Raw genomic sequence first — 25469 nt, forward strand, 5'->3', positions numbered from 1 at the left:
GTTACCCTCCGGCCAGAATGTTGTCGATGACGCTCAGCGCGGCAGGGCCGACCAGCACCACAAAAACAGCAGGCATAATGCAAAAGATCAGCGGCAGGGTCATCAGCACGGGCAGGCGGGCGGCCTTTTCCTCAACCGCGACAAGGCGGTTCGAGCGTTGTTCCTCGATCAAGGTGCGCATGGCGCGGGAAAACGGGGTGCCATAGGTGTCGGACTGGTCCAGCGTTTGGGTGAAAACGCCGATCTCGGGCAGGGGCACGCGCTGCCCCAGCTTTTCATATGCGCCGCGGCGGTCGTTGGTCATCTGCATCTCGGACACCATTTGCAGGATCTCCTGTGACAACTGCGGGCTTGTGCCGCGCAGCTCGGCTGCGACACGGTGCAGGGCAGGTTGCGGGCCCAGACCGGCCTCGGACGAGATGACCAGCAGCTCCAGCAGATCGGGAAAGCCGCGACGGATCAGGGCCAGCCGCTCTTTGCGGCGCTGATCCACAAAGAAATCGACAGCTTTCGAGAGAAGAAGCGCAACGGCGATCACCATCCCTGCGGGTTTTATCATCTGGACGCCAACGGGGGTTGTCATGAACACCCAAACCAGACCCGCAAGCAGCGCAACAGCGGGCACAACCGTCTTGAGAAAGGCATAGATCAGAACGGCGTCGCGCCCCCGAAACCCGGCTGAAGACAAATCTGCCGTGGTTTTCTGGGCTTCACCGCCCAATATAACCGAGAACCGTTCCCCTATTTGCGCCACAACGCTGCGAAGCTTGCCGACATTGTATTTGAGGCTTCCGTCCTGCGTGCCCAAAGACATGCCCGAGACAGATGTTTGCCTGCCCGTTGCGCGCATCAAACGTTTGCCAAGACGCATCCGCTCGCGCTCGGACTGAAGCAGTGCAGCCACGCCGAACATCGCCAATAGCAGACCGCCAAGGGCCAGCCAGAAGACGGTTTCCATGCTAAGATCAAACATCAAGCTTCCCCATCCGGCGCATGATGAACATACCCAGACCAATGCTCCCTATGGCCGCGCCCGCCATGATCCGCCCGCGGTGATCGGCATAGAGAGGCGCCAGATAGTCTGCATTCAACACGGCAATGGCAAGGGCAACAGCGAAAGGCAGCGAGGCAAGGATCAGGGCACTTGCGCGGGCTTCGGAGGACAAGGCATGGGCCTTCTTGCGCAGCTTGCGACGTTCGCGCAGCTGGTGCGCAAGGTTCTCCATCGTCTCGATCATATTGCCGCCGGTTTCTGCCTGAAGCGAGGTCGCAACAGAGAAAAAGCTGACTTCGGGTGTGCCGACACGGGCCTGAAGGCGCGACAGGCTGGTGACAAGGGTTTCTCCCATGCAGATTTCATCATGGCATCGGCTGAATTCGCGCTGGGTCGGCCCCTTTGATGTTTCCACCACAATGCCAAGCGAATCCGAGACAGGGCGGCCTGCCCGTAGCCCCCGTGCAAAGACATCCAGCGCTTCGGGAAGGTCGGCTGTAAATGCAGCGCGGTAACTGTTTTGGGCGATATGCACCACAAATGCAGCTAACAGCAGGGGCGTAGCAATGGCAATCGGCAGGGCAAGCACGGGGTGCAGGCCGAACGCCAAAACGCTTATGGCATAGACAAAGAGCATCCCCAACGACAGTTGCACCAGAAGCTCGGTCAGGCTCAGCCGCAAATTCGTGCGGCGCAGTTGCGCTTCGATATGCACGAACAGGCTGTGACGCTCGCGATTTTTCTTGTCCGGCGTGGCGGTCTTGGCCATCCCGGCATCGGGACGCAGCCGTGCCAACCGTGCGCGGTGGCTGCGTCGCTGGCGGTCTGCGCTGATGATCAAACACAACAGCAATGCCGCAAGGACCAACAAACCTGCTCCGAAAAACATAAGGCCAAGTATCATGGCTCAGCCTCCCAACACGGCATCAAGTTGATCGCCCAAACCGTATTCTGCTGCGCGTTTGGCGAATTTGGGGCGATAGCCGGAATAGCGGTAGTCGCCTTTGACATGCGTGCGGGTGCTGGAAGGGTCCGCATCAAAGGTAAACAATTCCTGCAAGGTGATCGCATCACCGGCCAGCCCCGCAATCTCTGATATCGAGGTAATGCGGCGCTTGCCGTCGCGCATCCGCGAAACCTGAACAATCAGGTGAACCGCATCCACCAATTGGCGGCGCACAACCCCGGTGCCAGGTGCAAATCCCGCAAGGGCCGCCATGCTCTCGACCCGTGTCAGCGCCTCACGCGGGGTGTTGGCGTGCAGCGTCGACATGGAGCCGTCGTGGCCCGTGTTCATCGCTTGCAGCAGATCCAGCACTTCATCACCACGAATTTCGCCAATGATGATCCGGTCGGGGCGCATCCGCAGCGCATTGCGGACCAGTGTGCGCATGGTGACTTCGCCTGTGCCCTCCACGTTCGGGGGGCGGGTCTCGAAGCGGACCACATGGGGCTGCTGGAACCGCAGTTCGGCTGCGTCCTCGATGGTGACAAGGCGCTCACCCTCGGGGATGAATTGCGACATCGCGTTCATCAACGTTGTCTTGCCCGACCCTGTACCGCCCGAAATCAGCACGTTGAGGCGCAGCGTCGCGACGATAGCAAGGAAATCCGCCATTTGCGACGTCAGGCTGCCCCCGCGCACAAGCGCGTCAAGCTGTACGGGTTTGGAGGGGAATTTACGGATGGTGATCGTTGGCCCGTCAATGGCCAAGGGCGGTACTGTCACATTTACACGGCTGCCATCCTTCAGGCGGGCATCGACCATGGGTTGGCTTTCGTCAATGCGGCGCCCCACGGCCGCCACGATACGGCTGGCGATGGCAAAAACATGGGCATTGTCGCGAAAACGGATATTGGTCAGGACCAGCTTGCCCGACCGTTCGATATAAACCTGATGCGGGCCGTTCACCATAATGTCGGTCACGCTCTCATCCGCCAAAAGAGCCTCCAGCGGGCCAAGGCCCAGCATTTCGGCCAGAACGGTTGTGACCAGATCGGAGACTTCGCGCCCGTTCAGGCGCATTTTGCGCTCCTCCGAGATTTCGCGAATGGCTTGGTGGATCAGCTGCTCTTGCTGGGCACGGGGCTGGGTGACGAGGGCAGAGAAATCAAGTGTTTCTGACAGCGCCTTCACGACCTCGTTCGAGGTCGTCATGAGAGCGTCCGAGGGCTCTTGAAAGCTGACTGGTTGCCTGGCCTCGGGCATGGCTGGCGGTTGTGGGGCAACGGTTTTGAGGGCAACAGGTTTGGGCGCTCTTGCTGGCTGCGCCGACGCGGTGGCGGCAGATACCGGTGCGGGCATCGGCGGCTGGGTTGGGGTCGGCGATAATTCTGCCGCCGCTTTTCCCAAAATCTCGCGCTGGAATGCCAGAGGCCACTGTGCTGTGGACTTTTCCAGTACATATGAGATTGCAACATTGGCGCGTTCTTGCGCCGACAGCCCGTCAGCGTTGATTTGTTCGGCAATGGTCACCACTTGGGACACGGCATCGGCGACAGACAGCTGTGGGTCATGCGCTGTCATCGGAAGAACCTTTTCAGAAATGAACGACGCGGCGCTTTTTCGGACGTTTGCGCCTCAGCCGTTGCCGTGGCCCAAACTGCACGGATTGCTTTGGCATAGGCGCCTTTGGGCTGCATCTCGATTAGGGGGCGTGCGGCGCGGTGCGCACGCATCAAAGGCGCGTCGCTGCGCGGTAGCGTGGCGACGACGGGGTGGCCAATCGTCTGGGCAATGTCTTTTTGCGACAGCCGTGCGTCGGGGCGGACATCTGACAGGACAGGAATAATGCGAACGTCGGGCGCGTGGGCCGCAATGCCGTCAATCAGACGTCGTGCCGCGTTCACACCGGAAAACCCGGGCGGGATCACAAGGATCACGGCATCGAACAGGGCGGCCAATTCAAAGTTCTGCACCAGACGGTTGCGCGGCAAATCGGTGATGATGCTGTCGAACTCGGCCATCAACGGCGCATAAACATGGGGCAGAGCGTCAAACAAAGGTGTCGCATCCTGACCCATATGAACCTGCCGCGAATAAAGCGAGAGGTGATCGGTCAGGTGGTCCATCGTTGCCGCGATAAAGGTCGTGTCGATGCGGTCGGGGGAAATCAGCGCTTCGAACAGGCCAACAGTCTCTTCGCGGTCCATATCTATGGCTTGGGAGCCGAATTCGAGATCGGCGTCGATCAGGCCGGTGCGCAAAGCGGCCCCCCCCTTTGCGGAAGATGCGTGAAAGGCGATGTTCTGCGCCAGAAGGCTTGCGCCGACCCCGCCACTGCAACCCACGACAGCAACCGAAGTGCTGCGCGACTGGGGGGCAGGTGTTTCTTGCTGTTTCGGTGCTGCGCGTTCAACAGAGAGGATTTCCTCGGCGGTGACGGGGAGGGTGAAGAACTCCAACGCGCCCGCCTTGATCAAAGCGCGGTATGTGGTGATGTCTGTTTGATCCCCGATGACAATAACATCTGCGCCGTTGTTGCAAATCTCGGTGATACATTCACAGGCCATCGAAACGGAAATATTTCCCAGCTCGGCCAGAATAATGTCGGGCGCCGTTTCGCTGATGCACAGGCGTGCCGCGCCACTCAACCCACCGCCATGCAATTCATCGCTGTGCCCGACACTGCTCTCCAGAACGTTGCGCGCGACCGTGGCACCTTCGTTCGTGCAGACATATGCGGCGATGGGCGCAATGGCGGGGCTGTTGGAGGTGTCGAAGGGCATGGTTTATACCTTTGGATGTCGTTTGGGTCTTACGGTGCGCGCAGGATAAACGCGCACCGTTTTCTTGCAGCGAGGGTTAGTCAGCCGCTGGTGCGTCGATACCTGCATCGGACAGTGCGCCGCTCATCTTTGCGAAACCTGCATCTGTCTGGCCGCCCAAGGTTGCAACGGTGCCGACGATTACGGCCCCGACCAGAGCGGCGAACAGGCCGTATTCGATGGCTGTCGCGCCGTCTTCGTCTTTGGAGAATGTTTTGGCGAATGCTTTGATAGTTGTGCGTGTCAGTGTCATGTCGTGGTCTCTTTCAGTTTGGGGGGGGATCGAAAGTGATCCTGTTATGAACCAGGTTTGTATTGACCCGGTGATGAAACCTAAGGTGATGGAAATATTAACTTTCTCATATCCGCCATGGGTCGCACCGACTGCAATACGACCTAAGGAGCCAGCACTATCATACCAAGGTCGTACGGATACCGAACGCGATTGTGGCAAGGCACAGCGTTAAATGTGGCGCGACCGAGAAAGGGATAATATTTGAATGCCGGCGCAGGACAGAAGACCGCGAAGGCACGGCTAACATCATCATAAAAAGCATCAAAAGTCCGGTTATTCGAATCGAAGAAATGGCAATTTGTAGTGTGAAAAAAGCGCGGTTCCGTGTGGGTGATTGCACCATTTAATTCCAAAAAAGGGGCGGTCATGCTGGCCGATGTCACTGGCGGAAATCGGGTAACGAGGCGTGGTGGGGTCGCGTGGTGCGCCGTCTGCGGGGGAGGGCACTTGTCCGCCGGGCTTATTGTGGCTTTCGTATCTGTGGGGGCAACCCGCCGCGCATCACGCGACTGCCCGTGGCGGTATAAAAAGCTTGTTATGTTGGCTGTATCCAAGAAGAATGGCGACATCCCAAATTCCGGACTGCAAAATGAACGGAAAGATCGACCCTAAACGGCTAGGTTTGGCGCGCGATATCAAAACTATGCCTGTAAAAAAGCTGTTCGTCTCTGCGCTACTGGGCGTTCTGGCGTTACAATTTGCTGTGTTTTTGCAGCACGGGCTTATTCGGTCCTTTTTCGATTATCCCGTCCCCATAATGGCTGGCGTCATCTTTGGATTGCTGATTGGCACCGCCCATCACATCATCCGGATGGAAAACCAGCGCACGCTGGACGAGCTGGCGCAAAAAGAAGAGCTAACCGCCGCATTGATCGCAAATAAAGAGCGGCTTTCGCTTGCTGTTGAACGCTCTCATATCTGGGATTGGGATGTTGTTACCGACCAGCTGTATCTGTCGCCCGGATTTGCAAAATGCCTTGGCTATTCAAAGGATGAGCTGGCGGCCGAAATGCAAGGCACAACGGCGAATCTTTTGCACCCCAGTGATGTTGAGCCCTACCGCGCAAGGTTGGCTGCACATTTCAAAGACCCGTCCAACGGTTTCCTGAGCGAGCACCGCTTTCGAACAAAGTCGGGGCAGTATAAATGGTTCTTGGCCTTCGGGCATTCAAAGGTGGATTCAGACGGCGAAGTCATCCGCTTTGCGGGCGCTACCACCGATGTCTCCGAGCGTGTGAGCCTGCAAATGCAGCTGTTCCAAGCTCAGAAAACAGAAGCAATTGGCAATCTGACCGGAGGTGTCGCGCATGATTTCAACAACCTTCTGGCAATCGTCATGGGGAACTTTGAACTGCTGCGCGAAGAAATCACAAACCCCGATCATATCCAGATGATTGATGCGGGGCTTGAGGCGACACGCCGCGGCGCCGATTTGACGCGCAGTATGCTGTCGTTTGCGCGAAAAACACAGTTGGAGCCGGAGGTTGCCGACATCAATACCGTCGTGCGGCACGCCAAAAACTGGATGCGCAGCGGCCTCCCCGAGACGGTAGATATTGAATTGGCTTTGTCGGCGGATCTGTGGCGGGCACGGCTGGATACCAAGCTGTTGGAAAACACGCTTCTGAATTTGATGTTGAACGCAAAAGACGCGATGGAAGGCGTCGGGACGCTGACGATCAAAACCGCAAACCTGCGCAACGAGAGCGCCTACGCCGATGCCAGAGGGACAGAGATTTTACCGGGCCGCTATGTGATGGTCGCGATCAGTGATACCGGCACCGGCGTGCCTGCCGATGTCTTGCAGCATATTTTTGATCCCTTCTTTACGACCAAACCCGTGGGCAAGGGATCTGGCATGGGCTTGCCCATGGTCGAAGGTTTTGTGAAGCAATCCGGCGGTACAATTCACATTTATACCGCGCAAGGTCAAGGCACGACCTTCAAGCTCTATTTCCCCGCCATTTGTGATCGGGTGGATCAGGCGGACCAGACAGAAGCTGGCGCAGCCCAAGCAACCGAGCAGGGATTTCATGTTTTGTTGGTCGAAGATGAGGACGCCGTGCGCGCCATGCTTTCGGCCACCCTTGCAGGGGCGGGGTATGTCGTCACCACGGCGGACAATGGTGATGAAGCCCTGAAGATTTACACCAGCTCGCCGCATTTTGATGCGCTCGTCACTGACATCGCGATGCCCGGCCAGCTGCAAGGCGCTGATTTGGCCAAGGCGATCAGGCAGATCAGTCCGGATTTGCCAATGATCTTCATATCGGGCTGCGCCGCCGAGACAGCTGCCCGTGGCAATGGCTTGCGCCCGCATGATACACGGCTGATGAAGCCGGTGCCAAGGCAGGACTTGTTAAACGCGATGGCTGATGTGCTCGGTCGCTCAAAGGCCGATTAATGCCGGGCATGGATGCGGTGTATGTATCGCTCCATCAGCGCCCGTACGTATCAGGGAGGGGTGCGCCCCTTGAAAGTTTCTTCGACGAAACGTTCAGGAAGGTGTGCGGAGCGGAGGTAGCCCTGTGCGGGCTGTGCCCAGTTTAGTGCGACAGGGCGGTATCTGCTGTCCTCAAGCCCGACTTGGAAAAGCCGCAGCTTGCCTGCGATCACCCATGAACGGCGTCTTTGCTGGGCAGCAAGAGAATGCTCGCTTGAACATTCAGCGCAGGGTCTATCGTCACTTCATAGGCGATCTGTGGGATCGCATCTGGCGTCTGCGGCACGCGGTTCTTGGTTGGCAAATACCAAATGGCATTTGCGATCGAACCATCACCTGCCCTGCGCGTAAAATATCGGGCCTTTGGGTGAAAAAGGGGATCGGCTATTCTGCGATGACATAGGCAGGATGGCTGACGATATCGGCATGGCCTGCACGCCATATCTTCCCGCAGCGTGTGAAATAGGGACATTCCGTAAGCCACAAGCGGTGTGCCAGCGGCCCAGATTGATCTGAACCACTCAAACAGGTTGGACGTAAGCTCAAGATCCTTGCCGCGGTTCGTGGCGGCGCTGTCGTATCTAGAGTGGGTTCTATTGAACTGGGGTGAAAATGCGCTGTGCCATGCTCTAACACACTGCGGCAGTGCTCCCAAAACGCGTCGGGGTTAGGCGCGATGACGCGTGAGAAGAACCCCAAACGCTTTTGCATATCCAACAGGGCGAAGGATTGAACTTCGGCCACGGGTCTGGACGCGGGTGATCGCGTCAAGGTGAAGAACGTAGGCGCGGACAAATTGGTCGCCCGAAATCCCACAAATGCCAAGAAGCTCTGCGTCGACCTTTTGCCGAAGATCCTCCCCGCCTTACCTCGGCTCCCCCAAAGCGCACCAACAGATCATCCGTGGTTCCCGTTTGCACGATGACACCATTGTCCTTTAGCCGCTTGGGTAGGGCTGTGCGGTGGTGCCTTGCTCTTTGAGGTCAACGTGCTGCTAAAGAAGGTCGGACGGGAAGCAGTAGCTGCCCCCTTGTCCGCATATTAATCACGCCCCTTCATTTGTTGTCAGGCATTTGGCCGCGCCCGTCCAATTTGCAACGCGATGATCGGCAGCATCAGGACCAGCCCGATGGCCATTGTCAGAAGACCCGGAGCGATAAACAGGAACGAGACGAGCGCGACCCACCACCGCTCCCATGTCTTGAGCGGAGCGATCAGGTAGCCCGAGAAGGCAACGCCCAGCGATGCAATGCCCAGCATTGCGCCTGCCAATGTGATCGTGAACAGCCACCATGTGAACCCGTCTGCGACCAGCAGCAAGGCCGGCGAATAGACAAAGACAAAAGGCACCAGCGCTTTGGCAATGCCGAGGCGGAAGGCGGTGTTGCCTGTCTTAAACGGGTTTGATCCCGCGATCCCTGCCGCTGCATAGGCGGCCAGCGCCACGGGCGGTGTGATGTCGGCCAGCACGCCGTAGTAGAAGACAAAGAAGTGCGCCACGAGCGGTTGCACCTCCAGCACCGCGAGCGCGGGGGCCGCCACAGCCACAAGGATGATGTAAGTGGCCGTTGTCGGGATGCCCGCACCCATGATGATGCATGCGATCGCAATCAGGATAAGCGAGGTAAACAGTGCCCATTGCGCCACCGAAAAATACCCCAACAGCGGAAGCGAGCTGAGGAATGTACCGATGTCTGTCGCGGTTTGCACCACAACATACCCCAACCGAAACCCGACCCCTGTGAGGGTCACAACACCGACCACAACACCAACAGTCGCCGCCGCTGCACCAACGGCCAACGTGTTCTTGGCCCCCGAGGCCAGACTGTCCCACAGATCCTTGATGCTTAGCCGATGCGTCGGGTTCAAAAAGCCGACCACAACACAGGCGATGATACCATAGACGGCGGCATAGTCCGGCGTCTTGCCCGACAGGATCAGATAAACAAGGATCACCAGCGGGATCAGGCTCAGCCAGTGGTCTTTCAGCACGACCCCCATCTTGGGCAGTTCTTCGGCGCGCAATCCGCGCAGGCCAAGCTTCTTGGCCTCTAGATGCACCATGATGAAGATGCCAAAGTAATGCAGCAAGGCGGGGAACAAGGCCGCAGCCAGCACATCACGCAGCGGGATTTCAAGGTATTCGACCATGATAAAGGCCGCAGCCCCCAGAATGGGCGGGGTGATCTGCCCGCCGGTCGAGGCCGTCGCCTCCACCGCGCCGGAGAAATGTGCGGGATAGCCCACGCGCTTCATCGCGGGGATGGTCAGCGCCCCCGTGGTCACTGTATTGGCAATCGAGGAGCCAGAAATCGTGCCCATAAACGCGCTAGAGAAAATGGCGACTTTGGCAGGCCCGCCCGAATAGCGGCCCGCAATGACCATGGCCATGTCGATGAATAATTGCCCCAGCCCGATCCGTGTGGCCAGCACGCCAAACAGGATGAACAAAAAGACGTATTGCGCCATCACGCCAATCGCGATGCCATAGATGCCCTGATTGGTCATATACAGGTGGTTGATGATGCCCAGCCACGACGAACCCCCGTGCTTCAGCGCTCCGGGCATCCACGGGCCGAAATAGGCAAACCCGATAAAGATCAGCCCGATAATGGGCAGTGTCGGCCCGACGCTCCGCCGCGTCGCCTCTAGCGTCAGCAGCAACAGGGCCGACCCCATAAAGATGTCGGTGGGCGAGGGGTTGCCGACCCGCTGTGCAAGGGCTGCGGCGGGCAGCAGGGGCAGGTACATCGCAGCCCCCACGGCCAGCGCCGCAAAGACAATGTCGATCAGCGGGACGCCATCAAATCTGTACCATGCTTTGGGCGGCAATGTGGTGTTTGTCTTGCGCACCCCGAACAGCAAAAACACCAACCCCAACACAAAGGACAGGTGGATGCCGCGATGCACCAATTCGCGCACAAGCCCAAAGCCAGAGGCGTAAAAGTGGTAGACGGACATCGAAACCAACACCGCAGCAATCAAAAAACCAATCGTCTTGCCCGTCGGGCGGAACGCTGTTTCGGGATCGAACTGGCGTTCGATCTCGGCCAATTGCTCGGGTGTGAGTTCTGGTGTGGTGTCGTTAGTCATTGCAAAATCCAGTCGTCAAAGAAGAACGAGGCCTCGGGCACAAAACGCGCCCGAGGCCAATTTGCGGGGTGAAAATGGCTTAGTCGAGCAGGCCGGCTTCACGGTAGAAACGCTCGGCGCCCGCGTGCAGCGGCACACCTACGCCATTCAGCGCGCTTTCCGCCGTGATCGTCTTGCCTTTCGCGTGACCCACATCCAGCAGCTTGCGGGACTCGTCGTTCCACAGGGCTTTTGTGATGTTATAGATCAGCTCTTCGTCTTGGCTGGCCGAGGTGAACCACTGCGCGCCCACAGCAACGGTGGTGGTCGCGTCGACGCCTTCATATGTGCCCGCAGGAATATCCGACGAAGCAAAGAAGCCGTATTTCGCCGTCAGCGCATCGGCACCCGCACCTGTAATCGGGACCAGTTTGATTTCCGCAGCCGAGGCCAGTTCAACCAATGCACCGGCAGGGTAGCCTGCAACCACAAAGAACGCATCGATCTTGCCGTTGCGCAACGCTTCGGCTGCAGCCCCGCCTTTGAGCGCTTCTGCAGTCACGTCATCAACCGACAGACCGTTCGCCTCAAGAATCAGGTTGGCATCGACATAGGTGCCCGAGCCAGGCTCATCCAGTGAAACGCGCTTGCCTGACAGGTCCGCGACCGAGTTGATGCCGCTGTCTTTCAGCGCAACAAGGTGGATGTGCTCCTCAAACAGCGCCGCAATGGTGCGCAGATCGGTGGCAGGTTCGCTGCCTTCCATGGTGCCGGTGCCTGTATAGGCCCAATAGGCCACGTCCGATTGCGCAAAGCCAGAGCTGCGCAGCCCCGAGATGATTGCATTGACGTTATCAACCGACCCGCGTGAAGACACGGCAGATGCGATCAGCCCGTCAACGCCGCAAGACCCGCCTTCGCCACATTCGCGTGACCCCGGAGGTTTGGAAATCGCGTTCGCGATCACACCACCCACAGGATAGTAGGTATAGGCGGTGCCGCCTGTGCCGATTGTGAAAAAGTTCAGCTCTTGTGCGGATGCGGTTCCGACAAGGCCAAACGCCAGCGCCGCACCAAGTGCTGCGGTCTTGAGTGAATTGATCATGCGATCCTCCTGAAGGTCATAGGCCTTGCAGTGTGGCGGATTGCGGTAAAGATACAAGGGGGATCACAGCCAATGGGAACGCGTGCGAGCTGATACCAGTGGCGGAAACTGCGCAGCCATCGGGCGCGGCGCGTTGGATCGGGTCGCCGACAAGCCCCTTATAAACCGCAGCGTATCATGGATTGCAGCCTGTGAACTGCACGCCAGAGCGGCGCCATCCCGTCGCAGTAGGCGAGGGCGGTGTTGAACACTTGCGGGCTGTCTTTCGGCATCGCGTCTGCGGGATGAAAAGGACCCGCTTTTTCAAGCAGGCCCTCGCCGTCACGCCGTGTCGCGGTGCTATAGAAAGTCGTCGCGCCGCGGGGTGAAGCAATCAATCAGCGCCCCCGGCTCAAGGCAGACACAGCCGTGGGTCTGGCCCGAGGGGATGACAAAGCTGTCACCGGGGCCGAACTCTTGCTCCACATCGCCCAGCGTAAAGCGAAAGCGGCCGCTTTCTACGTAGGTGGATTGCACATGCGGATGATCGTGCAGCGCGCCAATCGCGCCTTCGGCGGCAAAGCGGAAGGCCACGACCATCAGGTCGGGGTGATCGGACAGCACCTGCCGTGTGACGTTTTGTGCGGTCGGGACAGTGGGGAACCGGGCCATCGGATTGCTCCTTTCAAGGGTTACGAGAACAGCATACCGCCGTTCAGATCCATGTTGGTGCCCGTGACAAAGGCGCTGTCATCGCAGGCCAGGAACAGCACCATATTCGCCGCGTCTTCCACATGACCTTGACGTTTGAGGGGGGCGTTCGCCTCGAACCCGCGGCGGCCTGCGTCGGGCGTGTGGATGTTATGGAAATCAGTGTCGATCATCCCGGGGCACAGCGCGTTCACGCGGATGTCCGGCCCGAGTTCTTTTGCCAAGCCGCGCGTCATTGTCATAATCGCGCCTTTGGAGGTGGCATAGGCCACCGCGCCTGCACCGCCGCCGTCACGGCCCGCCTGACTGGCCAGATTGACGATGGCACCAGTCTTCATTTGCGCAAGGCACGCTTTGGTCATCATAAACGTGCTGGTCACGTTCAGGCGCATCACTGCGTCCCAATGCTCCAGCTCCATCTCCGCGATGGTCTTGCGGGCGATCAAGCCGCCTGCGTTATTGACCAGCACATCGACACTGCCGAAGGTCCCGACGGTGGTGGCGACCAGCGCGTCAACGTCCGCCTGATTGGTCAGGTCGCCTTGCAGGGCGATGGCTTTGCCGCCGGCGGCCTCGATCGCGGCGACGGTTTTATCCGCGCCTTCAGAGCTGGCGAAATAGTTGATCGCCACATTGGCACCTTCTGACGCGAGTTTTATCGCAACGGCGCTGCCGATATCGCGGCCGCCTCCGGTGATAATGGCTGTTTTACCTGCAAGTTTCATGGCGGTGGTTCCTTCTTCGGTGATGTGGTTGTTGGTGTGGGCAGGGGGCGACTATCCGAGCGCTCTGGGCCAAGCCGCGGCAGCCACTGCCAAGGGCTTTAATGAGAACTCGAACACTCTATCTCTTCCCGTACTATTTTCGGTCGTTTCGGGGGGGGCACTATGGGCCTGACCCCAAGTCCCAAGGCCGTCCAGGTTGTAGTGATGCCTGCGGTTTCGGTCATGGCATTCATCAACACGCAATCTTGGATACTAGTCAACAACTGATTTGCGGATTGGCAATCACGATCGGGGTGGCCCCAATGGGCTAAGGCGAAACGCAGGGGAGACTCACCAAAGTTAATACTGTCAATTTACGCGCCACTCTGAAAAGCTGCGCTGAGTTGCACGCGCCACAGCATGAAATGACCGCACCCGAATCTTGCCATGCAACGCGGCTGTTTTTCGTGCAGTAGTGCGCCGTGATCCGGGCGAATGCGCGCTTGTGTTTCAATCTCTAAGACATATCAAACGAATAGGACCCCGCCATGAGACGCCTCTACCTCAGCCTGATTGCCGTGATTGCCGCCTTGCATTGCTACATCGCGTGGTTCGAGATCTTTGCATGGACCTCTCGCGGGCCTGCGATTTTCGGCACGCTGCCGCCCGAGATATTCGTGCAAACCACGCAGTTGGCCGCAAATCAGGGCGTCTATAACGCGTTCCTTGCCGCTGGGTTGATCTGGTCCTTGCTGATCGCCGACAGGATGTGGCAGCGCCGAATTGCGGTGTGCTTCTTGACCTTTGTTCTTATCGCAGGCGTTGCCGCTGCAATGACGATCGCGTTGCGGTCGGGGTTGTTCCAGATGGTGCCCGCAGCTTTAGCGCTGATTTTTATCGCAGCTGAGCGTCGGGCCGCGCATTGATGCAGGGTTTGGTTTGCAGGGCTGCATAAGTTATCTTATAACGTAACAACGTTGGGCTGGTTGCCTTTGGCCACCCGCCACATTGTTGAGCCTTACGGGCGCTGCCGGACTGCGCCGCCTGACATTCCCTTCTCTCCTTTCGAAAAGGACATATTGCGATGATCAAACTCACTTCCACAGCCCTGTTTTTGTTGACTGCCGGTGCGGCCATCGCCGAGGAAACGCGCCAACTCGACGCGCACGAGCATGGTGTGGGCCAATTGGATATTGCCTTTGACGCAGGCCGGATCGCGATGGAACTGCATGCCCCCGGGGCGGATATTGTTGGCTTTGAATATGCTGCGAAAACGGCAGCGGACCGTGCGGCAATTGATGCAGCCGTTGCGCGTTTGGCGCGGCCGCTTGATCTGTTCACGCTCCCTGCGGCGGCAGGATGCAGCGTGGTGCAGGCGGCTGCATCATTGGAGAGTGACGATCACGAGGACGAAGGCGACGACCACGCCGAGCATGATGACGACCACAAAGATCATGACGACGCTGAACACGACGGTGACCACAAAGACCACGATCACGCAGAGCATGAAGAAGCGGCGGGTCACACTGAATTCCACGCGTCATATCTGCTCGACTGTGCAGATATGGGGCAGGCGACCCTGATTACCTTTACCTATTTTGCGGCCTTCCCGAACGCGGTTGAGCTTGAGGTTCAGGTAATCGCAGAGCGCGGCGCAACGGCGTTCGAGGTGATGCGGGACGCGCCAACCCTTGATCTGCGCGACATGTTCTGACCCTACTGGGCGACATGACCACAGATACACCGATCCTTAAGCTGAAAGACGTCCGCTACCGTTGGCCCGGGCGGGCGTCTTTTGGGTTGGATGTGCCCGAATTCTCTTTGCGCAGGTCCGAGACCGTCTTGCTGCTGGGGCAAAGCGGGTCCGGAAAGTCCACGCTTTTGTCGCTGATCTGCGGGACGATATTGGCAGATGCGGGGGCTGTGCAGGTGGCGGGAACCGACATCGCCACCCTGTCGGCGGGCCAACGCGACCGCTTTCGGGCCGAGCATATCGGCCTGATCTTTCAGCAGTTCAATTTGCTGCCCTATGCGTCTGTGCGCGATAACATCCTGCTTCCGCTGCGGTTTGCACCAGCGCGCCGTGCGCGGGTGACAGATGCAGCGGCTGTGGCACGGGATCTTTGTCTGGGTCTTGGCCTGCCGCCCGATGCGGTTGCCGCGCAGGCGGGCAAGCTCAGCGTCGGGCAGCAACAGCGTGTCGCCGCCGCCCGCGCCCTGATCGGCGCACCGCCCCTGATTGTCGCGGACGAGCCGACCTCGGCGCTGGATGCCGCGACCCAAGCGACTTTTCTTGAGCTGCTGTTCGCCCAAGCCCGCAGCGCAGGCAGCACCTTGCTGATGGTCAGCCATGATGCCCGTCTGGCAGCGCATTTCGACCGTGTGGTCGAGATGTCGGATGTCACACAACCGATGCAGGCCGCACCATGATTTTACGCCTTGCCTTTGGCTCGCTGACCGCACGGGCGCTCACCGTGGCGATGACCATTCTTGCCATCGCGCTGTCGGTCGCGCTGTTTCTGGGGGTCGAAAAGGTGCGCACAGGTGCCAAGGCCAGCTTCGCCGATACCATCTCGGGGACTGATCTGATTGTCGGGGCGCGGTCAGGTTCGGTCCAGCTGCTGCTGTATTCCGTATTCCGCATCGGGAATGCCACGAACAATCTCACGTGGCAAAGTTACCTGGACATCAAAGCCCGCCCCGAGGTGGACTGGATCGTGCCGATCTCGCTTGGGGATAGTCATCGACAGTTTCGGGTCATGGGCACCACGCCTGCCTTCTTCGATCGGTACAAATACCGCGGCGGGCAGGCGCTGGCGCTGCGCGGCGGGGCGGTGATGGGCGATCTGTTTGACACGGTGATTGGCGCGGATGTTGCCGCGACGCTGGGCTATGGCATTGGCGATCCCATTGTTGTGGCCCATGGCCTTGCCTCGTTCGTCTCCCACGATGACAAGCCGTTCCGCGTGTCGGGTATCCTTGAAAAAACCGGTACACCTGTTGACCGCACCGTCATCGTTAGTCTCCAAGCGATCGAGGCGATCCACGTTGATTGGCGCAGCGGTGCAAAAATTCCCGGTCAATCCACTCCCGCGGATGTGATCCGCCAGATGGATCTGGAACCGCAAGCCGTCACTGCCGCCTTGGTCGGCGTGAAAAGCCGTTTGCAAGTGTTCGGTCTGCAACGCGCCATAAACGACTACCCCCAAGAGCCGCTACTGGCGATCCTGCCCGGCGTTGCCTTGCAAGAGCTGTGGCAGATCGTCGGCATCGCCGAGACGGCGCTGATCGCGGTGTCGGGCATGGTGGTGGTGACGGCGTTGATCGGGATGATGGCCACGATATTCTCAAGCCTGAACGAGAGGCGGCGCGAGATGGCGATTTTCCGTGCCATGGGCGCACGCCCCCGCGTGATCCTTGGGCTACTGGTGATCGAGGCGGCGCTGATGGCGGCCATTGGCGCCGTTCTCGGCCTCGGGATGCTCTATCTGGGGCTGCTGGTGGCGCAGCCGATGATCGACGCGGCCTTTGGCCTATGGCTCCCGATCGAGCCGCCCTCGCTGCGCGAGCTTTGGGTGCTGGTCGGCGTGGTCGTCGCTGGCGCAATCGTGAGCATGATCCCCGCGATCAGAGCCTACCGCATGTCGCTCGCGGATGGTATGATGGTCAGGATCTAGGAACAGGGGGCTGTGGCCATGCACCTATCACGACGCAAACTGATCACCACCGCAGCGGCGGTTGCCGCCCTGCCGCGCAGCGGCTTTGCCCGTGCCGCGCGTGAAATCCAGTGGCAGGACCTGATCCCCCCCGGTGTCCCCTATTCCAAGATCATCGGCGAGGGCGAGATTGACGCCATTGCCGATACATGGTTGCCCGAGTTCGACGAGAACGCCACCAAGCTGAACAAAAAGCTGGACGGTGCCTATATCAAAATGCCGGGCTATATGCTGCCGATTGATCTGACGACCAAAGGGGTCACCAGCTTTCTGATGGTGCCCTATGCGGGGGCTTGCGTGCATACGCCGCCGCCGCCCGCCAACCAGTTGGTCTATGTCGAGACGAAAAAACCGTGGCCAAGCGATAGGCTGTGGGATGCCGTCTGGGTCACAGGCCAACTGCGTCACGAGCTGCAATCCACAACGCTGGCCGACATCGGCTATTCCATGACCGCGGACCTGATCGAGACTTACGAATGGGAATAACCCGCCTGAACCGCCGCACGTTTTTGTCGGCGCTGGGCGCGTGGGCGGCGATGCCGCATGCGGCCTTTGCCGAGGATTACATTGATCTGGAATGGACCGATCTGATCCCCGAAGGGCAGCCCGTGGTGCCCCCTGCACTCCAAAGCCTGCTGAACCACGACGGCCCCGATATGTCGCGCCAGCAGCCGCCCTCGAACGGGGCGCGCACCGACTGGAACGGCGAAATCGTGCGCCTGCCGGGGTTCATCGTGCCGATTGATCACGAGGGAGCAGGCGTCACCGCGTTCATTCTGGTGCCTTTTGTCGGCGCTTGCGTGCATGTCCCGCCACCGCCTGCCAACCAACTGGTCTTTGTCACTACGGAAAAACCCTACGAAAGCTCGGGTATGTTCGAGGCGGTCAACGTGATCGGCATGTTCGGCACCGTTGCCACATCTACCCAGCTGGCCGACATCGCCTATGCCCTCTCTGCCGACCGGATCGAGCCTTTCTGACACTTCCCGCCGCGACACCATCCAGTGCTTTGCCTACCGTGACATCATGCGCGGCTGCGGTGCGATTTCTTTGCAGGGGCGGTCACGTCGCGGGTTCTGGTCTTCACCCTCTATTTCAGCGCCGTGTTTTTGCAGGCAGTGCCGCTGGCGTAAATCGCCGATGCAGCACAATCGGCGCAGTAAACAGCTTTGCCCGAAGGAACTAAAACCTGATCGGACCTGAGGCGCGCCGCATTGCGTTTCGTGCGCTGATCGCAATACTAATGCACGATACAGTCAAAGGCACCGCCACCAAAGGCGGGCCAAAGGGGAGACGACACATGAAACTGAAATCACTTGCACTGGGCTGCGCTTTGGCGGCTCTTGGCACGTCCGGCTTTGCAGACGGTCACGGCGCCAAGGTAAAAGTCGGCATGATCACCACGCTGTCGGGCGGCGGTGCGGGGCTTGGCCTTGATGTGCGCGACGGCTTTATGCTGGCGGTGAAACAATCGGGCAATGAAAACATCGAAGTCGTCATCGAGGATGACCAGCGCAAGCCCGACATCGCCGTGCAACTGGCCGACAAGATGATCCAGTCCGAAAAGGTCGATGTGTTGACGGGTATCATCTGGTCGAACCTTGCCATGGCTGTGGTGCCTGCTGCTGTGGCGCAGGGCAAGTTCTACCTCTCGCCCAATGCCGGTCCTTCGGCGCTGGCGGGCAAGGGCTGTAACGCCAACTATTTCAACGTCGCATGGCAGAACGACAACCTGCACGAAGCGGCAGGGGCCTATGCCAACACCGCCGGTTTCGAATCGTCCTTCATTCTTGCGCCAAACTATCCTGCGGGTCAGGACGCGCTGACAGGCTACAAGCGCCAGTATCAGGGCGCGCTGTCGGGCGAGCTTCTGACGAAGCTGGGCCAGACCGACTATGCCTCCGAGATCGCGCAAATCCGCGCATCGGGTGCCGATAGCGTGTTCTTCTTCCTGCCGGGTGGCATGGGGATTTCCTTCCTCAAGCAATATGCCGACAGCGGCTTGGACATCCCCGTTGTGGGCCCCGCCTTCAGCTTTGACCAAGGCATCCTGCAAGCCGTAGGCGCGGCGGCCCTTGGCGTCATCAACACCTCGCAGTGGAACAAGGACATCGACAACGCGACCAACGCCGCCTTTGTCGAGACGTTTCAGGCTGAATACGGCCGCTTGCCCTCGCTTTATGCCTCGCAAGGGTTCGACACCGCCAACCTGCTGCTGAGCGCGATGGACAAGGCCAGTGTCACGGATGCGGATGCCTTCCGCAGTGCGCTGAAAGCGGCCGAGTTCGACAGCACGCGGGGGGAGTTCAAGTTCAACACCAACAACCACCCCATCCAGAACATCTATGTCCGCGAGGTCATTCAGGAAGGCGATGTCTTCACCAACAAGATTGTTGGCACGGCGCTGGAAAACCACGCGGACGTTTATGCCGCTGACTGCAAGATGTAGCACACAGCGGGGCGGCGCATGTGTCGCCCCGTTAGTGCCCTGCGCGGAATTTAACCCATGTCTCTGATCCTATTGGCCGAGCAGGTCCTCAATGGTCTGCAACTGGGCGTGATGCTGTTTGTCATGGCGGCGGGCCTGACACTGGTGTTTGGTGTGATGGGGCTGATCAATCTGGCGCATGGATCACTGTTTATGGTGGGCGCTTTTGCGGCGGCCGCTGTCGCGGCGGCGACGGGCAGTTTTGCGTTTGCGCTGGTGGCGGCCCTTGCTGCCGCTGCGGCGGCGGGCGCGCTGATTGAGGTGGCGGTGATCCGGCGGCTGTACGCCCGTGACCATCTGGATCAGGTGCTTGCCACCTTTGCGCTGATCCTGATTTTTTCCGAAGGGACGCGGTGGGTCTTTGGCTCTTTCCCGCTGTTTTTGAACATTCCTGACTATCTGTCGGGGCCTGTTAGTTTGCCCGGTGGCATCCAGTATCCGCTCTACCGCTTGTTCCTGATTGCGGTGGGGGTGCTCATCGCTTGCGGGCTCTTCGCTTTGATCGCCAAAACGCGGCTGGGCATCCAGATCCGCGCAGGCGAAAATGACCGCGAGATGATTGCCGCTTTGGGCGTGGATATTACGCGGCTTTACACAATCGTCTTTGCACTGGGCGCGGGGCTGGCGGGGCTGGCCGGTGCGCTTGTCGGCGCGATCCAGTCGGTGCAGGTCGGCATGGGCGAGCCTGTGCTGATCCTTGCCTTTGTGGTTATTGTGATCGGTGGCATCGGCTCGATCAAAGGGGCGCTGGTAGGGGCGATCCTTGTGGGGCTGACCGATACGCTGGGCGGGGTACTACTGCCGCAACTGTTTCGTCTGTTTATGGAGAACAGTACGGCCTCGGCCGCAGGCTCCGCCCTGTCTTCGATGCTGATCTACATCCTTATGGCTGTGGTGCTGATCTGGCGACCCACCGGCCTGTTCGGTGCCCGCACATGAACCGCGAACACATCCTCAACACTGCCGTCACGCTGACGCTGGTCCTGTTTCCACTGCTGGCTCTGTGGCTGGACGAGCCCTTCCTGATCACGCTGGCGACCAAAGCGGTGATCTTTGCGCTGGCGGGGGTCGGGCTCAATATCGCGCTGGGCATCGGCGGATTGGTGAGCCTCGGGCACGCCGCCTTCTTCGGGCTGGGTGGCTATGCCATGGGTATCCTTGCCAGCCATGCGCAATCCTATACGCCGATCCTGTCTGCGCCCTTTGTGCTGGAAGGCACAAAATCCATGTTGGTGATCTGGCTGGTGGCTGTGGCGGCCTCGGGTCTTGCGGCGCTGGCCATCGGCGCGCTGAGCCTGCGCACCACAGGCGTTTATTTCATCATGATCACACTCGCCTTCGGGCAGATGTTTTACTATTTCGCGATCAGCTGGCCTGCTTACGGCGGCGAGGACGGCTTGCCCATCTACGTACGCAACAGCTTTCCGGGGCTGAACACGCTGGACCCGCTGCAATTCTATGCCATCTGCGCGGCGTGGCTTTTTGCCGTGCTGTGGATCGCGGCGCGGCTGGCGTGTGCGCCCTTTGGCCTTGCTCTTGGCGCCGCTCGCCAATCGCCCGCGCGGGTCGAGACGGTGGGCCTGTCGCCCTACCGCTTGCGGCTGATGGCCTTTGTCATATCGGGGATGATCACGGGGCTGGCGGGCGCGCTTTTCGCCGACCTCAACCGTTTCGTCAGCCCCACGATGTTCAGCTGGCAGCTGAGTGGAGAGATCATCGTGTTCATCCTCATCGGTGGCACCGCCCGCCTGTTTGGCCCCGTCGTCGGCGCCATCGTCTTTGTCACGCTCGAGCATGTCTTGGGCGGGTTGTCGGACTATTGGCACATCTATCTGGGGGCGCTGTTGCTGATGATCGTGCTCTTTGCACGCGGCGGTCTGATCGGCCTGTTGGCAGGGCGGGAGAAGACCCATGACTGAGGCGGTCCTGCAAACCCGTGGCATCTGCAAATCCTTCGGCGCATTGCAGGCCAGCCGCGACATCACCCTTGATCTGCGGCGCGGTGAAATCCACGCGCTGATCGGCCCCAATGGCGCGGGTAAATCCACGTTGATCCAACAGATCGCAGGCAGCCTCGCGCCCGACGCGGGCCGGATCATGCTGGCGGGCGAGGACGTCACAACCCTCGACACACCCGCCCGCGCACGGCGCGGATTGGCGCGAACCTTCCAGATATCGCAGCTCGCGATGGAGGATACGGTGCTGCAAAACGCCCTGCTGGGCGCGTTGGGGGCGTCCAAGGTAGGCGGGCTCGGCCTGTGGCGTGCAGCACTTGCGCAGCAAGACGCCCGCGCCACGGCCCAAGCCGCGCTTGAGCGCGTGGGCCTTGCTGCCAAATCCGCCACCCGCGCCGCCGAGCTGTCGCACGGAGAGCGCCGCCAATTGGAAGTCGCGGTGGCGCTGACGCTCTCCCCCAAAGCCTTTGTTATGGACGAACCAATGGCGGGTCTTGGCATTGAAGGCTCCAAAACCATGACCGGATTTCTGGATGGCTTGCGGGCGCAAGCGCCGATCCTGTTGGTTGAACACGACATGGACGCGGTCTTTGCGCTTGCCGACCGGATCAGCGTGCTGGTCTACGGCGAGGTGATCGCCACTGGCACCGTCGCCGAAATCCGCCGTGATCCTGCCGTCCGCGCCGCCTATCTGGGGGAGGGCGCATGAGCCTGCTGTCGGTCGAGCATATCACCGCCTCTTACGGCGCATCGCAGGCGCTGTTCGGCGTGTCGCTACAGATCGCCGAGGGCGAGGTGCTGGCCCTGATGGGGCGCAACGGCATGGGCAAATCCACCACGATCAAGACCATATGCAAGCTGCTGCCGCTGGACGGCGGGCAGATACGGCTGAGCGGCACCGATCTGGCCCGCATCCCCGCGCACCGTGCGGCGCGTATGGGTCTGGGGCTGGTGCCCGAAGGGCGGCGCTGCTTCGCCAACCTTACCGTTTGGGAGAACTGCCACGCAGCGGCGACCAAAGGCCATTGGGATTTCGCCCGCGTCACAGCCCTGTTCCCCCGTCTGGCCGAGCGGCAGGAGCAATCCGCCGCGTCGCTATCGGGCGGCGAGCAACAGATGCTGTCGATTGCCCGTGCGCTGATGACCAACCCCCGCCTGTTGATCCTTGACGAGGCGACCGAAGGCCTCGCCCCCATTGTGCGCCAAGAAATCTGGGCCGCGATCGCCACGCTGAAATCGCAAACGGGTCTGTCCATATTGGTGGTCGACAAATCCCTGAGCGAACTGCGCCAGATCGCGGACCGCATCACCATACTGGAGCGCGGCGCGGACGTCTGGCACGGCGCGGCAGATACGCTGAACGAAGAGATCACCGCGCAATTCCTCGGCGTCTAAGCCCGCACTTGCATCATGCGGGCGGCCTTGCCACTGTGGTGACCACCGCCAAAGGAGACCCGCCCATGACCGTTCAGCCGTTTGACGTGGACCCGAAACATTGCCTGATCGCGGGCGAATGGCACCCGTGCGCCAGTGGCGAGACACTCCCCCTGCTGGACCCTTCCGATGGCAGCACCCTATGCGAGATCGCCCGCGGCGGGCCAGATGATATTGACCGCGCCGTGGCCGCCGCCCGTGCGGCGTTCAACGGCCCGTGGGGCCGCGCCACCGCCCCCGAGCGTGGCCGCGTGCTGCAAAAACTCGGTGCGCTGGTGCTGGAGAACATCGATCATCTGGCCGAGCTGGAAGCCCGCGATGTCGGCAAACCCCTGTCACAGGCGCGGGCGGATGTTGTGGCCCTGGCCCGCTATATGGAATTCTACGCAGGTGCTGCGGACAAGCTGCACGGGGCAACTATTCCCTATCTCGACGGCTACACCGTCTATACCCTGCGCGAGGCGCATGGGGTCACGGGCCATATCGTGCCGTGGAACTACCCGATGCAGATCATCGGCCGCTCGGTCGGAGCGGCGCTGGCCACGGGGAATGCCTGCGTGTTGAAACCTGCGGAAGAAGCCTGCCTGACCGCACTGGCCTTTGGTGAGTTGGCGCGGCGTGCGGGGCTGCCTGCGGGTGCGCTCAACATCGTGCCCGGATTGGGGGCCGAAGCAGGGGCCGCGCTGACCGCGCACAGCGATGTGAATCATCTGTCCTTCACAGGATCGGTCGGCACGGGCCGTTTGGTGCAGCAATCAGCCGCGCAAAATCTGGTGCCTGTTACGCTGGAGCTGGGGGGCAAGTCGCCGCAACTGGTGTTCGACGATGCCGACATTGACGCCGCACTGCCTTTTCTTGTGAACGCGGGCATTCAGAACGCGGGCCAAACCTGCTCGGCCTCTTCGCGCATTCTGGTGCAGCGGGGCGTCTATGCGCAGGTCGTGAGCAAGATGGCCGAACGCTATGCCGCGCTGCGGGCGGGTCCTGCGATGGCCGATCTGGCTGTGGGGCCACTGGTGTCGGCCCGTCAAAAGCAGATTGTCGAAGGCTTTCTTGCCAAAGGGGCTGACCTGACCCGCATCGCCCAAGGCACCGTTGTGGACGATGCGCCCGCAGGCGGTGCCTATGTGCCGCCGACCTTGTTCGAGGGCGTCTCCCCCGATCACACCCTCGCCCAAGACGAGATTTTCGGCCCCGTGCAGGTCATCATCCCTTTCACGGACGAAGACGAGGCCCGCGAGATCGCCAATGGCACCGCCTACGGGCTGGTCGCCTCGGTCTGGACCCGCGACGGGGGGCGGCAGATGCGGCTGGCCAAAGCGCTGCGGGCAGGGCAGGTGTTTTTGAATAACTACGGCGCAGGCGGCGGGGTCGAGCTGCCCTTTGGCGGCTCTGGTCTGTCGGGGCATGGCCGCGAAAAAGGGTTCGAGGCGCTTTATGGCTTTACCTCGCTCAAGACCGTGGCGGCCTATCATGGGTAGGGCCGTGATCCGCAGCGTTGATCCCGCCCGTGATGCGGATGCGGTGCAGGATTTATGCCTGCGTGCTGCGGATTATATTACCTTGGAAACAGGCGCGCCACCGCCGCCCGACTATGCGTCAAAGCTGTTGGCCGAGGCCCCGCCCGCGCTGCCACCCGAGGATGTCTTGGCCTTCTGCGCCGAGCAGGAGGGAAAGCTGGCCGCTGTCGTCACCTGTTTGCGCAACTTCTATCAGACGCGGGAATGGTACATGGGGTTGTTGCTGGTTGATCCCGCTGCCCGCGGTGCGGGTTTGGGTGCGCGTATGGCAGGGCATGTGTTTGATTTGGCCCGCGCACAGGGCGCCAGCTGCATCCGTGTCGCGGTTCTGGACGCGAACCCGCGCGGGCGCAGGTTTTGGCAGCGCGAAGGGTTTGTGCCCGAACGCGCCGTGCCCGCAGACCCTGACGGGGACGGCCACGCACGCCATGTTTTGAAACTGAACTGGGAGGAAGCACCATGCGATTGAAGGGCAAAACAGCGATTGTAACAGGCGGGGCTTCGGGCTTTGGCGCGGGGATCGTGCGCAAATTCGTGGCCGAAGGGGCGCAGGTGATGATTGCGGACCTTAATACCGCGATGGCAGAGGACCTGAAGCAAGAGATGGGCGCCCATGCCATTGTCGCCACCGCCAATGTCGCGGACGGCGCAAGTGTCGAGGCGATGGCCGCGCAGGCGATCGCCGCTTGGGGCCATATCGACATCCTTGTGAATAACGCAGGCGTGACCCATCTGCCCAGCCCGATGGAGGCTGTGAGCGAAGAGGACTTTGACCGCGTCTTTGCCGTGAACTGTAAATCCGTCTACCTGACGGCCCGTCACATCGTGCCGCTGATGAAGGCGCGGGGGCAGGGTAATATCCTCAACGTCGCCTCGACGGCTGGCGTGTCGCCGCGCCCCAACCTCAATTGGTACAACGCCTCCAAAGGCTGGATGAACAACGCGACGAAAGGCATGGCGGTTGAACTGGCCCCCGCTGGTGTGCGGGTCAATGCGCTCAACCCCGTCGCGGGCGAGACGCCTCTGCTGGCGTCGTTCATGGGCGAAGACACGCCCGAAATGCGTGCCAAGTTTATTTCGACCATCCCGTTGGGCCGTTTTTCAACGCCCGAGGATATGGGCAATGCCGCGTGCTATCTGTGTTCGGACGAGGCGTCGATGGTCACGGGGGTCTGCATGGAAGTGGACGGCGGGCGGTGTATCTGATCAAAAGGCTAAAGTAATTTGCGCAAAGATATTGGTATCGGTTCGCGCCCAGCCTAAATACCGCTTATACCATCCCGAA

The 25469-nt window shown here is 60.2% G+C and carries 24 protein-coding genes; 15 read left to right on the forward strand and 9 right to left on the reverse strand.

Translation table 11 applies throughout. The annotated features are described in order from the left end of the window. Position 1: 1 nt before the first annotated feature. From ABMC88_RS05130 to ABMC88_RS05150, 5 genes are all read right to left on the reverse strand, one after another. The gene (locus tag ABMC88_RS05130) at positions 2-973 is read right to left on the reverse strand and encodes a type II secretion system F family protein (protein WP_349575770.1); all 972 of its coding nucleotides are present in this window, start codon (positions 971-973) and stop codon (positions 2-4) included. Then, positions 966-1898 (reverse strand): type II secretion system F family protein, encoded by a 933-nt coding sequence (locus tag ABMC88_RS05135; RefSeq protein WP_349575771.1) that lies wholly within the window; start codon positions 1896-1898, stop codon positions 966-968. Before ABMC88_RS05135 ends, ABMC88_RS05130 begins: the two co-directional genes overlap by 8 nt. 3 nt (positions 1899-1901) lie before the next feature. Then, complete coding sequence (locus tag ABMC88_RS05140; protein ID WP_349575772.1) at positions 1902-3521, reverse strand: TadA family conjugal transfer-associated ATPase; 1620 nt, start codon at positions 3519-3521, stop codon at positions 1902-1904. Then, the gene (locus tag ABMC88_RS05145; RefSeq protein ID WP_349575773.1) at positions 3518-4723 is read right to left on the reverse strand and encodes a CpaE/TadZ family protein; all 1206 of its coding nucleotides are present in this window, start codon (positions 4721-4723) and stop codon (positions 3518-3520) included. The genes ABMC88_RS05140 and ABMC88_RS05145 overlap by 4 nt, the downstream gene beginning before the upstream one ends. Before the next feature lie 76 nt (positions 4724-4799). After that, on the reverse strand, positions 4800-5015 hold the full coding sequence (locus tag ABMC88_RS05150; RefSeq protein WP_349575774.1) for a Flp family type IVb pilin: 216 nt from the start codon (positions 5013-5015) through the stop codon (positions 4800-4802). A gap of 631 nt (positions 5016-5646) precedes the next feature. Between ABMC88_RS05150 and ABMC88_RS05155 the strand changes: the two genes are divergently transcribed. Further along, complete coding sequence (locus tag ABMC88_RS05155) at positions 5647-7461, forward strand: PAS domain-containing hybrid sensor histidine kinase/response regulator family protein (RefSeq protein WP_349575775.1); 1815 nt, start codon at positions 5647-5649, stop codon at positions 7459-7461. A gap of 1104 nt (positions 7462-8565) precedes the next feature. Here the strand turns inward: ABMC88_RS05155 and ABMC88_RS05160 are convergent. The 4 genes from ABMC88_RS05160 to ABMC88_RS05175 all read right to left on the reverse strand — a co-directional run bounded on the left by ABMC88_RS05160 (position 8566) and on the right by ABMC88_RS05175 (position 13092). Beyond that, positions 8566-10593: a TRAP transporter permease gene (locus ABMC88_RS05160; protein WP_349575776.1), complete on the reverse strand. Its 2028-nt coding sequence runs from the start codon at positions 10591-10593 to the stop codon at positions 8566-8568. Positions 10594-10672: 79 nt separating this feature from the next. Next, positions 10673-11677, reverse strand: coding sequence for a TAXI family TRAP transporter solute-binding subunit (locus ABMC88_RS05165; protein WP_349575777.1), 1005 nt, complete (start codon positions 11675-11677; stop codon positions 10673-10675). A 339-nt stretch (positions 11678-12016) separates the two neighbouring features. After that, positions 12017-12328, reverse strand: a complete 312-nt coding sequence (locus ABMC88_RS05170) for a cupin domain-containing protein (protein ID WP_349575778.1) — start codon at positions 12326-12328, stop codon at positions 12017-12019. 20 nt (positions 12329-12348) lie between these two features. Further along, positions 12349-13092, reverse strand: coding sequence for an SDR family NAD(P)-dependent oxidoreductase (locus tag ABMC88_RS05175; protein ID WP_349575779.1), 744 nt, complete (start codon positions 13090-13092; stop codon positions 12349-12351). Positions 13093-13619: 527 nt separating this feature from the next. Here ABMC88_RS05175 and ABMC88_RS05180 point away from each other — a divergent pair. From ABMC88_RS05180 to ABMC88_RS05245, 14 genes are all read left to right on the forward strand, one after another. After that, the gene (locus ABMC88_RS05180) at positions 13620-13997 is read left to right on the forward strand and encodes a DUF1304 domain-containing protein (protein WP_349575780.1); all 378 of its coding nucleotides are present in this window, start codon (positions 13620-13622) and stop codon (positions 13995-13997) included. 158 nt (positions 13998-14155) lie between these two features. Beyond that, the gene (gene zrgA / locus ABMC88_RS05185; RefSeq protein ID WP_349575781.1) at positions 14156-14785 is read left to right on the forward strand and encodes a zinc uptake protein ZrgA; all 630 of its coding nucleotides are present in this window, start codon (positions 14156-14158) and stop codon (positions 14783-14785) included. A gap of 14 nt (positions 14786-14799) precedes the next feature. Then, positions 14800-15501: an ABC transporter ATP-binding protein gene (locus ABMC88_RS05190; protein WP_349575782.1), complete on the forward strand. Its 702-nt coding sequence runs from the start codon at positions 14800-14802 to the stop codon at positions 15499-15501. Beyond that, positions 15498-16748: an ABC transporter permease gene (locus ABMC88_RS05195; protein ID WP_349575783.1), complete on the forward strand. Its 1251-nt coding sequence runs from the start codon at positions 15498-15500 to the stop codon at positions 16746-16748. Before ABMC88_RS05190 ends, ABMC88_RS05195 begins: the two co-directional genes overlap by 4 nt. A gap of 18 nt (positions 16749-16766) precedes the next feature. Beyond that, on the forward strand, positions 16767-17273 hold the full coding sequence (locus ABMC88_RS05200; RefSeq protein ID WP_349575784.1) for a DUF3299 domain-containing protein: 507 nt from the start codon (positions 16767-16769) through the stop codon (positions 17271-17273). Further along, complete coding sequence (locus ABMC88_RS05205; protein ID WP_349575785.1) at positions 17264-17767, forward strand: DUF3299 domain-containing protein; 504 nt, start codon at positions 17264-17266, stop codon at positions 17765-17767. Before ABMC88_RS05200 ends, ABMC88_RS05205 begins: the two co-directional genes overlap by 10 nt. A gap of 320 nt (positions 17768-18087) precedes the next feature. After that, the gene (locus tag ABMC88_RS05210; protein WP_349575786.1) at positions 18088-19236 is read left to right on the forward strand and encodes an ABC transporter substrate-binding protein; all 1149 of its coding nucleotides are present in this window, start codon (positions 18088-18090) and stop codon (positions 19234-19236) included. A 57-nt stretch (positions 19237-19293) separates the two neighbouring features. After that, positions 19294-20214, forward strand: a complete 921-nt coding sequence (locus ABMC88_RS05215; protein WP_349575787.1) for a branched-chain amino acid ABC transporter permease — start codon at positions 19294-19296, stop codon at positions 20212-20214. Then, a complete protein-coding gene (locus tag ABMC88_RS05220; protein WP_349575788.1) occupies positions 20211-21194 on the forward strand; it encodes a branched-chain amino acid ABC transporter permease in 984 nt (327 codons plus the stop codon). Before ABMC88_RS05215 ends, ABMC88_RS05220 begins: the two co-directional genes overlap by 4 nt. Continuing rightward, positions 21187-21939 (forward strand): ABC transporter ATP-binding protein, encoded by a 753-nt coding sequence (locus ABMC88_RS05225; protein WP_349575789.1) that lies wholly within the window; start codon positions 21187-21189, stop codon positions 21937-21939. Before ABMC88_RS05220 ends, ABMC88_RS05225 begins: the two co-directional genes overlap by 8 nt. Further along, positions 21936-22625, forward strand: a complete 690-nt coding sequence (locus ABMC88_RS05230) for an ABC transporter ATP-binding protein (protein WP_349575790.1) — start codon at positions 21936-21938, stop codon at positions 22623-22625. The genes ABMC88_RS05225 and ABMC88_RS05230 overlap by 4 nt, the downstream gene beginning before the upstream one ends. Positions 22626-22690: 65 nt before the next feature. Continuing rightward, a complete protein-coding gene (locus tag ABMC88_RS05235) occupies positions 22691-24145 on the forward strand; it encodes an aldehyde dehydrogenase family protein (protein WP_349575791.1) in 1455 nt (484 codons plus the stop codon). Further along, entirely contained in the window at positions 24138-24653 is a 516-nt protein-coding gene (locus tag ABMC88_RS05240) for a GNAT family N-acetyltransferase (RefSeq protein WP_349575792.1), read from the forward strand. Before ABMC88_RS05235 ends, ABMC88_RS05240 begins: the two co-directional genes overlap by 8 nt. Further along, positions 24644-25390 (forward strand): SDR family oxidoreductase, encoded by a 747-nt coding sequence (locus tag ABMC88_RS05245; RefSeq protein ID WP_349575793.1) that lies wholly within the window; start codon positions 24644-24646, stop codon positions 25388-25390. Before ABMC88_RS05240 ends, ABMC88_RS05245 begins: the two co-directional genes overlap by 10 nt. The last annotated feature ends 79 nt before the right edge of the window (positions 25391-25469 follow it).

It is taken from the genome of Sulfitobacter aquimarinus, from assembly GCF_040149565.1.
In the GTDB taxonomy this organism is placed as follows: Bacteria; Pseudomonadota; Alphaproteobacteria; order Rhodobacterales; family Rhodobacteraceae; genus Sulfitobacter; species Sulfitobacter aquimarinus.